Raw genomic sequence first — 12,917 nt, 5'->3', positions numbered from 1 at the left:
CTGACCTCTGCGACATGGATGGACGCAAAGGCCAAGGCGGAAATGGTGCAGATCGCGCTCATGGGCCGCAACGCCAATGCGGCCCGCTTGATTACGATAAGTCTTAACCGCGATTTGCAACACTTGCCCAAGGCTGGATCGTTGTGATGCTGACCGTTGACGCACATGCCGCTACCGCGGAATGGCCCAGCTGCGACCGTGCGCTAGGCCGAAACAAGTAGGGGCCGCTCCACGGGCGGGTTTGTAGCGGGGTCGCCGCCGCCCGGGACTGCCGCGTTTTTCTCGAAATCGCAAACCCGGTTTGGTTTTCAAATGCACCTCTGCGGCTATGTGCGGCCCGCTGGCAGGCGGTGCCGCAAATTTAGGGGGCCTCCGTTGTCGGCGCGAATTGGTGAGACACCCATTGGCGGCCTGCTCAGGGCCTCTTATGGGCATGCCGTCTCTGCCACTCGCAAGCGTTGCTGTCGGAAGTGCTCGCGTTCCTAGACGACTTCCAACCACTGGCGATCGCCGCACCATTCCCGCCAGTCGCCAAGCACATGACCGCCGTCATTCGGGCGCAAGACCTCCACGCGATCTGCGGCTTTAGGTCATTGGGCGGATCGCGGCCAAAAATACTGAGGGCTGCTGAATGCACTCCCGACGGACGATGTAAGGGGTAGCCTCCTTGGAACGCATGATCCCGCGGACAACGGAGCGAGCGGTCTGTGCGCCCTGCCGGGAAGTGCTATGCCCGTGCCTGAACAAAACCCAATGTATGCCATCCGCTTGTGTTTGCTTAAGGGCATCAAGTGTGCGCGACTTCCATTTCTCAATCTTTTCGTAACCCGCATTTCCCAAGTAGCTTGACGTTTTCGCACCTCCGATTGCCAGTAACGTGTTATATTTCAGCATGTTAATCGGGCTGAAGGTGGCGGATTATGGTTCACCCAGAGGGTGCGGGCGCGCAGCGGGCAGATTGTGTGGATTTCGACCGCCGGGTGCGGTTGGAATTTCGCGGCACACAGCTCAGTTCAGACGGCGGCCTTCTGGTGATGCGCGAGTTCGATGACGTGCTCGGGCTGTCTGATCTTGCGTCGGGTGCGCTCAATGACGGCCGCCGTGGCACGAACATCGTTCACCGGATTGACGGGCTTTTTCGACAATCGGTCTATGGTCGGCTTGCGGGTTACGAGGACGTTAACGACGCCAACCGACTGGCTCTTGATCCCGTCATGCGCCAAGTTGTCGGTGGCCGTGCCGTCGATGCGCAGGCAGCCTCGGCCTCGCAGATGGGGCGGTTCGAGACCGAGACGCTGGCCATGCCGGAGAACCGGGCGGCGCTGGCCGATCTGAACGGGCAATGGATCGACCGGTTCCATGACCGCAACGGGCTGAAGTATATCGTGCTGGACATGGACAGTTCCGTGAGTCCCACCCATGGCGATCAGGAAGGGTCCGCCTGGAATGGGCACTTCGAGTGCACCTGCTATCACCCGAACTTCCTGTTCAACCAGTTCGGCATGCTGGAACGCTGCGCGCTGCGCAATGGAAATGTCCACAGTGCCGACGGTTGGCGAGACGTCCTCGATCCGGTCATCGCCCGCTATGCTGGTCGCAACATTGGGGGCCGCTTCTTTCGGGCGGATGCCGCCTACGCGATCCCGGCACTCTATGAGCGGCTCGAAGAGGCGGGCTATTTCTATGCCATCCGGATGAAGAAGAACGCAGTTTTGGAAGGCTGCATCGCTCACCGGTTGACCCGGCCTGTGGGGCGGCCTTCAAAGACCAAAGTGAAGCGGTTCTACGAAGACTTCCAGTATCAGGCCGCATCCTGGGACAGGCCGCGCCGTGTCGTCGCCAAGATCGAATGGCATCCGGGCGAGCTGTTTCCAAAGATCGGCTTCATCGTGACCAACCTGCCCATGGAGCCGGACGAGGTCACACGTTTCTACAATCGACGTGGCACCGCCGAGCAGCACATCAAAGAGGGCAAATATGCCTTCCACTGGACGCGCCTATCGTGCAAGCGGTTCCGCGACAACGAAGTGCGGCTGCAACTGCACGCGCTGGCCTACAACCTGGCCACCTTCCTGCGCTGCATCGAGCTACCCGAGGAAATGGCCGACTGGTCGTTGACCAGCTTGCAGCTCAAGCTGATCAAGATCGGCGCTCGGGTCGTGCGCCATGCCCGAGCCATCACGTTTCAACTTGCCGAGGTCGCGGTGACCGGCCCGATGGTGCGCGCCATCCTTGCCGCGATCCAACGCTTGCGAGCGCCGCCGTCATGCGCGTGATCGCGACCCAGAACCAAACGGGACGAAAGCAGCAGGACAGGTCTGCCCGTCGCGCTGAAAAACGGGGGCGCCAGGCCAGGATGAGGCGGATTCGCAGCTTGATCCGCACAGTTCCAGCTGCCTCCGCAGCGATGCGCGCCTCAAGGACCGCAAAATGCTTGATCTACGCGCCTGATCAGGCGACCTTGACGACGACCGGCATGCCACTTGGGGGATGTCGGATCGAGTAACTCCGTCAGCATCGGTGCGTCACCGACATTGCTGGTCGTGACCTCCACGGCCCGCACTTCCGGCGTTTCTTCGTCAATTCCTATGTGTAACTTGCGCCAGAGGCGGCGCTTGGGCCCGCCATGCTTGCGCGCGTTCCACTCACCTTCGCCCTCCGCTTTGATGCCGGTGCTGTCTATCAGGAGATTGAGTCTGAATAGGTATTGGTTTTTTCTATGGTCGTTTAACAGGCTTGGATTATTTGACCGTAATAGTCTAGGTCCGCAAACTCGTCGTCTCCATAAACTGGGTGATAATCGACTTCGCGCAGACAAGGTAGCCTGCGAAATTCGACCCAGTTGCGGTTCTCATGTTTAAACATCCGTATGCATACACTCCCTAACTGACCTACGATACCACGCACGAGAGGTCCCATAGGTCGGGCCTTTGGATCAACCGTTTTAAGGCTTCTTTGATCAAGGCGTTTCTAGTCTAACACTTGATTGGGTCGGCCCCCAAGGCTGATAAGGCAGCGACCACTTAGCCTATGTTCTGAACCCGATGCAGGATGGGAAGTTTAAGTCGGGCGTAGAACACTAGCCTTCCTGATCAACAGCTTGTAGTTGCGCAGCCTCCCAGTCACCGTAAGCCTGCTCAGTATGCTCAACGATCCAGCTTTTTGGACCATTCGCGGGGCGTCCAGATACCACGGCAGCAACGGCGCTCGTGCTGTTAAACACGTAGCTTTAGTCAGCATTGTGGAAGCCTATTTTTGAAATGGTGCTATCACTCTCAATACAACTTGATGATGCATCCTCCCGAAACAGAATTTCTAGTGAAGGCGTGGACACTACTGTTCCTAAGTTTGTCGGTGTCATCGAGTCTTTGAAAGATGTGCCAAAGATAAATTTTCAAACTTTGCCGCCGTTGTTGCCAAAACATAAATCAGATTAGAATTTCCGTAAGCGCGCTTAGTTTACTTTAAGGCGCTATTGACCCCTGTGATGAGCTTTATCCACTGTTCTCGTTCTGCCTCGCTCAAATCAGATGCGCTATGATCACGTGACCATCGCAGAAATGCCTTTGCCAGCTTATACTTTGAGCCGAAATCCTGGTGGTCCTGATGGCGATCCTCGGGGCGAAAGGCGGTGCCGACAGTTCTCAATGCGACCTGAAGGCCCTCGCTGCGTGATGTTCAGGACCGACTACTTATGGCAAAAGAGTAAAGGCGTTCGTCAAATTCGTTTTTTTTCATGATTATCTCTTTTGATATGTCATCGAGCTCAAACTGATCACCATCAGGATCATGGCCGGATAAATATGAATACACTTCGTTTTTCCAACGATACGTCTTCCGAAAAGATTCTAGGGTAACAGCCATGTTCTCTGTTGTGCCAACAACTTCAAATCTCTTCGTAAGATTCTCTTTGGCAACTTCAAGAGTCTCGTCAGTGCAGCTTCCCGTCAAGTGAATGCCTCCAGCAATACGGCGCGTTTGGTCATTGTCAACACCGGGCCAAGGCTCTTTTTCGACAAATTGGCGGATCGATAGGGAGCGATCCTTATAAAGGTGTCTGTAAAGCGACGACACGCGGTCCAGCGGGTGACGAAGGATTGTGGCATACGTTGTAACGCGCGGAATAATTCTATGAATGCCATAGCAAAAGTGACCCACGACACATTTTAAATCATCTCTTTTCAAGACCTCAAAAACTGATTCTGGAATTTCTGAGCACGCGTCGACAAAGAAACCTTCTCCAGGATAATACAAAACGCCATCATGGTAAAGCTGGTCAGGAAGTGTTCCAGAGTTCGGCGAGGCATATTGATCATAAATATTTTTAATTAAACTTGACCCGCCGGTCTTGGGTGGGTGCAGAAAGAGTAAAATTCGTTCGTCCATTTCTTCCGATATCTCCCAACCGACATTCCCCAAGTAGAACGCCGTCAATCTTATGTTGCCGCCGTTCTGCGGACGGATCAAGCCTCTTGGCCACGCTGGACCGCGGTTCGGGCATCCGATGCACGAGCTGAATGGGATTTATGGTCCCGGCGACAGGGCCGACCCGGATTTTGCTCCGTTCGACACCCGATTGGACAGACCAACCGAGCCACTTTCGTTCAGGTTTTATAGCTGACATCCTCATGCGGGAACCGGAGGAGCGCGCAAGCGATGAATGGCCGCCATAATGCAGCGGAATAGGTCGCCGCGAACCGCGACCTCAGCAAGCTGGAAGGTGATTGCACGGGCGTGACGCACGACCCTTGCGCCAATCTTGATGAGCCGGGTCTGAAGGCTGGTCAGCGACCAATCGGCTATCTCTTCGGGTAGATCAACGCCCTGCAGGAAGACGCCGAGATTGTAAGCAAGTGCATGAAGCTGGAGCCGCACCTCGTTCTGCGCCATGCCCTTGCAGGACAGGCGCGTCCAGTTGATCGCCTGCTTGCCCTCTTTGATGTGCTGCTCGGCGGTGCCTCGCTGATTGTAGAAGAGGATGATCCAGTCTGGTTTCATTGGCAGGTTGGTGACAACAAAGCCGACGCGCGGGAACAACTCGCCGGGATGCCATTCCACCTTTGCGATGACCCGTCTTGGTTTGTCCCAGGACGCCGCCTGATACTCGAAGTCACCGAATAGGCGACGAACGTTGTTCGGCGGACGACCGACCCGGCGCTTAAGCAGATGGGCAACCTTGCCCTGAAGGACACGATTGGCACGTAGACGGATGGCGTAGAAATAACCCTCGGCTTCGAGCAGCTCGTAAAGGTCCGGAATGGCGAAGGCGGCACCGGCCCGGAAGAACCGCATCAGATGACGGTCTGCGTATCGCGCAATGACTGGTTTCAAGTACCGCTTCCCATCCGTCGGCGCTATGAACATTGCCAGGGCGCAAGGCACAGCGTTCGAGGTGGCCGACCTGGTTGAAGACGAATAGCGGGTGATAGCACATGCAGCCGAAGTGACAGTTCCAGGCCGTGCCCTCCTGCGCGCCATGGGTCGGGCTGACTGAACTGTCCATGTCCAGCGTGATCCATTTGGGTGGGGCAGACGCATGAACCTTGTCGATCCACTTCCCAGACAAATCAGCCATCGCTGCGCGGTTATCGGCCTTCGCCAGCACATCGGTCTCGAACCGACCCATCTGGCTTGCGGACGCAGCCTTGGCATCGACGGCACGACCTCCAACGATCTGGCGCATCACCGGATCGAGCGACAGACGGTCGGCGTCGTTCACATCCTCGTATCCGGCCAGCCGACCGAAGACAGACTGGCGCAGCAGGCCAACCAGGGAATGCAGACGATTGTGACCCGTCCGCGGGTCTCTCAAAAACCCACCAGCAATGTCGTGCAGGCCAAGCACTTCGTCAAATTCCCTGAACAGCAACAGACCACCGTCGGAACTGATCTTCGAGCCATGAAATTCCAGACGCACCCGCCGATCAAATCCGAGCCGAACATCACCCGTTTCCCTTGCACCCTCTAGGTGATCCATGATCCACCACCTCACATCTCCATAACATGCTGAAATATAACACGTTACTGGTCATCAGCGGGATGAAATCCTCCAGTTACTTGGGGAATGCGGGTTGAAAGAACGCTAACGCACTGGCAGTTTCAGCAAAAGGTTCCAGAGCCAGACTTGTGTCTTTTTATGGGCCGATCTAGCGGTTAGGGTAGTTCTCAGTTTGGCCGAGCGAGGTTCGAAAAAGAGTTCAGGCCGATGCTTTTTCCCAAGCCAATTCAATCTACTTTAAATCTTAGCCGATGGTTGAGAGCGCGGACAGCCGAGCTTTGTTGCGTGGTGCATAACGGTTTCTTTTGTGCGCAAACCAGCATTAGGATAACGAAGCGGCGGCCGGTTTGAATGAGCGAAGGACTATTGTGATGGAATGGAATACCCTGCTGTCAAATGAACGGCTGCTCGACCCCGAGTATTCGGAACAACTGGAAAGGCCGATCTTTATACAAGACTACGACCGGATCGTTTTCTCGGAGCCTTTTCGGCGCCTGGCCAACAAAACGCAAGTGCAGCCGCTCTATGAACATGACCATGTTCACCACCGTCTGATCCATTCAATCGAAGTCGGCGCCGTCGGACGAACACTGGCGACAGCAATCGGAAAATGGCTGGTTCAAGAAGAGAACATCGAGAAGGGCGAAGAAAACAGTCTGGCCAGTATCGTTCAGGCTGCTTGCGCGGCACATGACATCGGCAACCCGCCGTTCGGACATTCCGGCGAGAACGCGATTGGTGCATGGTTCTCGGGGAAGTTTGCAAACCCCGAGGGCATCTTCGCAGAACTTGACCCGGCCTTGCAGGAAGAGTTCTGCGCATTCGAAGGGAATGCGCAGGGGTTTCGTATCATCGCCAGAACTGAAATGTATCGCAACAATGGCGGCATGCGACTGTCGAAGGCGGTGCTTGGCGCCTTCATGAAGTATCCCTTAAGTGCCAAAACCAAGAAGAGCCTTTCGGACGTGGCTTACAAGAAAGATGGATACTTCGGGGCAAAGAAATTTGGAATTTTCAACTCTGAACTTCCTCTTTTTGAAGAAGTCGCTGAAACGCTCAACCTGACAAAAGCTGAAGTCCAGTCGAATACTTGGTGGCATCGACACCCCTTGGTGTTCGTGGTCGAGGCAGCAGACGACATTTGCTACAATATTGTCGATCTTGAAGACGCTTTTACGACCGGCGAACTACAGTTTGATGTTGTGCGTGAAGCGCTCTTTGATCTTGCTGGCAATCCCAACCGGGACACCTCGAACATGAGCGAGGCTGAGCAAATTGCCTTTTTAAGAGCCGTGAGCATCGGAAAGGGAATTGAAAGCTGCCTTGAAGCCTTTAAGGCAAACTATAGTGCGATTATGACAGGCACCTTTTCTAAGTCGTTGGTCGAGGCAGGGAAGCTGGCTAAGCAGTTTGAGGAGATCAAAAGTCTCTCCAATAAGAGGATCTTCACTGCCCGGCGAAAGACCGAGTTGGAGGTGTCCGGCCATCAGATCATCAGCAACGTCCTATCAGGTATCCTGCCCGTTTACGAGCAGCTTGCCGCTAACACATGGGACCAGAACAGTTTAGACGATCATTCAAAGCAGGTGGCGCGAGCGCTGCTGCTTGATCTTCGAGGAATTACGAGTGCGGAGCAGGCCTTGCATGCCATGGCCGATTTCATTTCGGGCATGACAGATCGGTATGCGCTGCGTATTTCACGGATGCTTTCTGGCATATAATGGGCGTTACGCTAGAATGCCGCCACCTACCGGCCGATAGTCTCGCCCGTCTTTTGCCTACAGTTAGGATTTCGTAGGGACCGTGTCTTGCAAGACCTTTCGGCGGGGCCGCAGCCGCCCAGCATATCCGCGTTTTTCAGGATTTTGAAAACCCACTTTCGTTCTCTTTTGGCCTCTCGCGCGATGTGCGGGCCGCTGGCGGGCATAAGGCCCGCTAGGCGGCCCAACAGCCCAAATACCGGAACCGCCCGCCAGTGGGCTTCCCAGCCGCGCAGGAGTGGGGGGGAGGTTCGCGCGAACGGTCAGCGCGGAAAAGCCGTTGAAGGCGACGACGGCTTTTCCGGACCCGCCACCGCCGCCGACCCCGTTGGCGATGCCGACGAGGTTAGGAAGCCCACCACCGCCGATCTTGGCCTTCACCGCGCGCAGGCACATGCCCTTTCGATCCGCGCCCGCGCCGAAATGCGGCTGGCCGAGGAATACGACGCTGCGCAGGAGCGGGGCGAAATCAGCAAGCAGGGCGCTCATGTTTCCGACGGGAACATGAAGGTGGAAGAGATCATTCCGCGCAAAGACCTGCACGAAGCCCGCCAGATGCGCGACGCGGAAGCCGCTGACCCCGGCATTGTGGATCGCGCAGTCAACGACATGGTGGATCGCGCCGAAATGCGGCTGGCCGAGGAATACGACGCCGCGCAGGAGCGGGGAGAAATCAGGCGCAACGGCGAGCGCAGCTTTTCCGACCCGGAAAAGGTGGGCGGCTCCGAAGTCCTGCCCCCGAAAGACCTTCACGAAGCCCGCCAGATGCGGGACGCGGAGGCCGCCGCCCTCGCCAGCTATGCGAAGCAGGCCGAGGACGAAACGATGCTCAAGATGGCCGCCCGGATTAGGGCGCGCGCCGTCCGCCGATCCGGCGAACTGCTCCGGCAGATACAGCCTGCGAAAAACCAGCACGATGCAAGTGCTGGGGCCGGAGGCGGCCCCGGCAGCCGGGGAAACGCTGCCCGCGAGGCTGGCATGTCACCCCGTCAGGCCAAGACCGCCACCCGCGTCGCCAACGTCCCGGAGGACGAATTCGAGGCGCAGGTTGAGAGCGACGCGCTGCCGATCCGGACGCACCTACCGTTTTCGGAATGGCCCGCAGGTAGGCCCGTAGGAAATTGGGCTTTTACCCAAACCTCTTATTTTATTGAGAAAAATAAGAGAATTGGCTCCGGCGGTAGGGATCGAACCTACGACCAATTGATTAACAGTCAACTGCTCTACCGCTGAGCTACGCCGGAACGGTTTGCGCCGTATAGCAAGGGTATTTTGTGTCGTCCAGAGGGATTGCGCCTTGCGAACCGAAAAATTGCTTCGCTGTCAAAGCCGCGAAAATCTGGCGTCTGAATTCAGCGGGCCAAGCGCTTTGATTTTGGATTTATTCATTAAATCAATGAGGTGCGCGAGCACGTTTCGCTCGGCTGCGGGCAGCAGCGCGGTGGGGGTGTCCGTGTACACCGCCTGGGTCAGCGTTCTCGCCGTTGCGGGTGTTGTGCCGAGCGCGTCGAGAATGGCGGTTTCGCGGCTTTTGCGGTGCCGGATCAGCCATTCGAGGCGAGCATGCGGCGCGTCGATCGTCGCACCGTGGCCGGGGAAAAATCTGCGCCAGTCCCGTTCCTGTAACCGCGCGCAAGACGCCATGAAATCCGTGAGGTCGCCGTCTGGTGGCGAGACGAGCGAACTTGCCCACCCCATCACGTGGTCCGCCGTAAAGCACAGATCGCCCAGTGCCATGCATATATGATTGCCCAGGTGACCAGGCGTATGAATTGCTTCCAACCGCCAATCGTCACCCTCCAGGGATTGGCCATCTTGCAGCACATGATCGGGTACGAATGCATGGTCGATACCTTCGCCGCCATCGGTCAGGCCGGAAGCCGCCAGAGTGTCCATGATCTGGCTGCGGCCGGACTGCGCCGTTCCAAAGGCCCAGACAGGCGCGCCGGTGCGCTCTGACAGCGGTTTTGCCAGGGGTGAGTGATCCAGATGGGTATGACTGACCATGATATGCGTGATCCGTTGAGTTGCGTCGCAGGCCGCCAGGATCGCCTCGAGGTGGCTTATATCCAAAGGTCCGGGGTCGATCACGGCCAGGTCCTGCGTACCCACCAGATATGTATTGGTGCCGCGGTAGGTCATGGGCGAGGGGTTGGGTGCCACGATGCGCCGTACATTTGCAGTCAGAACCTCTGCCATTCCGACAATGGGGTTGAAATCGTCTGGAGCTTGCACGGTCTGGCCTTTCGCATTCTGATGGGCATCGCTAGGCTCTATCTCATGTCGTTTGCCTGGCTCAAACAGTATTTTCCCCGTGCTCCGCGCGGGATTTATGGCCGTGCTGCCCTGAGCCTGCTGCTGCCGGTGGTAGTGGTGCAGATCGTGGTGTCGGTGATCTTTGTGCAGCGCCATTTCGAAGGCGTTACCAAACAGATGTCCGACACGGTCATTCGCGAACTGGAAATGGTCTTGGCGGCGGATGAAGCCAATTTGCCCTACGTTGCCGGGGCTCTGGAAATGAGTGTGACGGTTGTTGATCCTTCCGCGCTGGAAGAGCCGAACACACGCCTCTGGTATGATTTTGCAGGTGTGGTCGTTGTCGATTACCTGAGTGAAAAACTGCCACAAATCGAAGTCTACGATCTTTACAACAATGATATCGTGCGGTTGATCGTGGACGATCCACGCGGTCCGGTGGAGGTTATATTTGATCGTCGCCGGATCTCGGCCACCAATCCGCACCAATTGCTCGTCAATATGGTGTTTTTTAGCATTCTGGTGACGGGGATTGCCTTTATCTATCTACGCAACCAATTGCGCCCGATCAAACGTCTTGCGCGGGCGGCGACGGCCTTTGGACGTGGGCGGCACATGCCATATACCCCGGCCGGTGCTGCGGAAATGCGCGCGGCTGGAACGGCTTTTGTGGATATGCGCAACCGGATCGAACGTCAGATCGAGACGCGCACATTGATGTTGTCCGGTGTCAGCCATGATTTGCGCACGCCTTTGACCCGCATGAAGCTGGCATTGTCCATGCTCGACGATGAAGATCGCATCCCGCTGGAACAGGACGTTACCGAAATGCAGCAAATGATCGACGCCTTTCTGAGTTTTGCGGCGGGCGAGAGCGAAGGAGAACCCGAAGACATCGATCCGGCAGAGCTTGCGCGTTTGCTGGTCAAGGACGCCAAGCGTGCCGGGCAGCCGGTGACGCTGTACACGGTCGAGGGCAGCGGAACGGCGATGCTGCGCCCCATCGCAACCCGGCGTGCGCTGGATAACCTTGTCAGCAATGCGGTGCGCTATGGCAACCGCGCCGAAGTTTCAGTGACCATTACTGAAAAGTCGCTACGGTTTCGTGTCGAAGACGATGGTCCGGGTATTCCCAAGGAGCAACGCGGGGATGCACAGCGCGCTTTTGTGCGCCTTGATCTGGCCCGCAACCAGGACAAGGGTTCTGGGGTTGGGCTGGGTCTGGCGATCACTGCGGATATTGCACGAGCGCACGGTGGGGCGTTGCGGTTGGGGCGGAGTGAACGGCTGGGGGGGCTGCGTGCGGACATCGTGATTGCCCGTTGAGGCTGACAACGTGGAGTTGGGCCGACATGAAGATCACGGGGATTCACAATTCTGTCTCTGCGTCCAGCTCTGGATGCGGCCGCCTGATCGGGGTCTCCTGCACGCGCACGGCACAAGATCGTTCTGGATGTCGAGGATGATCCGGATACGGTGCCGTCTTGCTATGGTCAGAATCATGTACGCGGCTTTGGTCCTTATCGGACGTTGATGCCTACGGGTTCAAACGTGCGGAATGGTCCGGAAGGATCATGTACTATGGAGCGCGCAAAAAGCGCGCCGCGCGAACTGTTCCACGAAGCAGTCACATTTTTAAGCCGGTGCCCGCCTCTCAGAAGCGCTGCCCGATTGAAATGTAGAGTATCGTGTCACTTTGGTTGTTGAAGGCCACGTCGATGGCATAGTCCAGTTTTTGTTTTTGTGACAACCGGATCCGTGTGCCAACGCCCCCCGCGACTCTCAGCGAGGAATTCAGAGTGTTATCATAAAGACCGGAAACCGCGCCAACACCGGCGAAAGCGACATATCCAAGCCACTTGTTTATGCGCCCCCGATACTCGGCCTGCGCAGACACAAGCCGTGTGCCGATATACTCGGTTGCGGGGAAGCCGCGGAAATTGTCGACAGCCCCCAAAGCGCATTTTTCAAAAAACGGGGCGTCCATTCCAGCACCACAGGCCGCCAGCCTGCCTGCAATCACGTCGGCCTGTCCAACCGGAAAATAAATGTCGTAAAGGGCCTTGGCCTTGCCAAAGCGATCATCACGACCGCCTTCATACCTGGCCTCGGCTTGCGAAAGGGTAACCACCAAATGTGATCCGGAGGTTGGATATATATTGTCGTTCCTGCGGTCCCAGTCCGCAACCAAATCCAATTGATAGGTTGAGAGCCCGGGATTTGGGATCAGTCCATCTGGCAGGCCCCCGGCGCCATCCAGTTTCAGCGTTGTGTTCAACGCTTGTCCGGCAACCCCGAAAGACAGATTTGGTGCAACGCCATAGAAAACACCAAGCCGGTAGAATTCTCCGTCTTGCTGCACAGGGATTTCTGCATCCCCCAGAAACAGATCGTAGTTGATGTCCGCCTTGCCGGCCAAAGCGAGAAATCGCCATTTGTTGTTGGAGAGGGAAACGTTCGCGCCAAGTGCGTAGGCCTTGCTTCCATTGGACGTTTTGAGCCCGCCAAAGCCCAGGGTGGAAGTGTTGGATCCCTCGTCAGCCTTGAACAGATATCCTGCACCCAGCGTCAAACCAGTGCCCAAAGTCGGGTTCTGGAACGGTATTGGCGCAACGATAAAAGATCCTTCCCGAAATCCGTATGCCTCTTCGGCTTGCTCGGGCAGATCCCGCAATTGTCCCCTGAGAACGGAAGATTGCGCCAGCACAGGTTGCCCCACCAAGACGATCGCCAAAAGTGCGGAAAACCCAACGGCAAGACACGCCGCTTTGTTTCCGGACAAAAACTGTCTTGCGCGCGAAGCCGTCATGCTCTGTATCTCTGTTTTAGGCAGCGGACTCATAAAACTCGATCCACAGCCTGACGGATGCCAGTTTGATCATCGACAGGAAATTGCGTGATGT

7 protein-coding genes, 1 tRNA gene and 2 pseudogenes are annotated in these 12,917 nt (G+C 56.6%); 3 read left to right on the top strand and 7 right to left on the bottom strand.

What is annotated here, in order from left to right:
• Positions 1-920: 920 nt before the first annotated feature.
• A complete protein-coding gene (locus LC354_RS22755) occupies positions 921-2,276 on the top strand; it encodes an IS1380 family transposase (protein ID WP_223428186.1) in 1,356 nt (451 codons plus the stop codon).
• A 209-nt stretch (positions 2,277-2,485) separates the two neighbouring features.
• Here the strand turns inward: LC354_RS22755 and LC354_RS22750 are convergent.
• The 3 genes and pseudogenes from LC354_RS22750 to LC354_RS22740 all read right to left on the bottom strand — a co-directional run.
• Positions 2,486-2,695: pseudogene (locus tag LC354_RS22750) on the bottom strand (transposase); the annotation flags it as partial.
• A 983-nt stretch (positions 2,696-3,678) separates the two neighbouring features.
• On the bottom strand, positions 3,679-4,467 hold the full coding sequence (locus LC354_RS22745) for a sulfotransferase family protein (protein ID WP_223428182.1): 789 nt from the start codon (positions 4,465-4,467) through the stop codon (positions 3,679-3,681).
• A 159-nt stretch (positions 4,468-4,626) separates the two neighbouring features.
• Positions 4,627-5,977, bottom strand: a pseudogene (locus LC354_RS22740) (IS1380 family transposase).
• A 392-nt stretch (positions 5,978-6,369) separates the two neighbouring features.
• On the opposite strand from LC354_RS22740, the gene dgt reads away from it, so the two are divergent.
• Complete coding sequence (gene dgt / locus LC354_RS22735) at positions 6,370-7,719, top strand: dGTP triphosphohydrolase (RefSeq protein WP_223428180.1); 1,350 nt, start codon at positions 6,370-6,372, stop codon at positions 7,717-7,719.
• Positions 7,720-7,782: 63 nt separating this feature from the next.
• Here dgt and LC354_RS22730 read toward each other — a convergent pair whose 3' ends face one another.
• From LC354_RS22730 to LC354_RS22720, 3 genes are all read right to left on the bottom strand, one after another.
• The gene (locus LC354_RS22730) at positions 7,783-8,673 is read right to left on the bottom strand and encodes a hypothetical protein (RefSeq protein ID WP_223428171.1); all 891 of its coding nucleotides are present in this window, start codon (positions 8,671-8,673) and stop codon (positions 7,783-7,785) included.
• A gap of 254 nt (positions 8,674-8,927) precedes the next feature.
• Positions 8,928-9,002, bottom strand: a tRNA-Asn gene (locus LC354_RS22725).
• 79 nt (positions 9,003-9,081) lie between these two features.
• The gene (locus LC354_RS22720) at positions 9,082-9,993 is read right to left on the bottom strand and encodes an MBL fold metallo-hydrolase (protein ID WP_223428170.1); all 912 of its coding nucleotides are present in this window, start codon (positions 9,991-9,993) and stop codon (positions 9,082-9,084) included.
• A 45-nt stretch (positions 9,994-10,038) separates the two neighbouring features.
• Here LC354_RS22720 and LC354_RS22715 point away from each other — a divergent pair, with 45 nt between their 5' ends.
• Positions 10,039-11,340: an ATP-binding protein gene (locus LC354_RS22715; protein WP_223428168.1), complete on the top strand. Its 1,302-nt coding sequence runs from the start codon at positions 10,039-10,041 to the stop codon at positions 11,338-11,340.
• 328 nt (positions 11,341-11,668) lie between these two features.
• On the opposite strand, the gene LC354_RS22710 is transcribed toward LC354_RS22715, so the two are convergent.
• The gene (locus LC354_RS22710; protein ID WP_223428160.1) at positions 11,669-12,823 is read right to left on the bottom strand and encodes a BamA/TamA family outer membrane protein; all 1,155 of its coding nucleotides are present in this window, start codon (positions 12,821-12,823) and stop codon (positions 11,669-11,671) included.
• Positions 12,824-12,917 lie beyond the last annotated feature (94 nt).

Source organism: Tateyamaria pelophila, assembly GCF_019966495.1.
GTDB lineage: Bacteria > Pseudomonadota > Alphaproteobacteria > Rhodobacterales > Rhodobacteraceae > Tateyamaria > Tateyamaria pelophila.
Note: the sequence above shows the minus strand (reverse complement) of the source record. Positions and strands in the feature narration are given on the sequence as shown.

Coding starts and splice junctions, on each gene's coding strand:
- LC354_RS22755 (WP_223428186.1), top strand. CDS start 921: ATGGTTCACCCAGAGGGTGCGGGCGCGCAGCGGGCAGATTGTGTGGAT.
- LC354_RS22710 (WP_223428160.1), bottom strand. CDS start 12,823: ATGACGGCTTCGCGCGCAAGACAGTTTTTGTCCGGAAACAAAGCGGCG.
- LC354_RS22715 (WP_223428168.1), top strand. CDS start 10,039: ATGTCGTTTGCCTGGCTCAAACAGTATTTTCCCCGTGCTCCGCGCGGG.
- dgt (WP_223428180.1), top strand. CDS start 6,370: ATGGAATGGAATACCCTGCTGTCAAATGAACGGCTGCTCGACCCCGAG.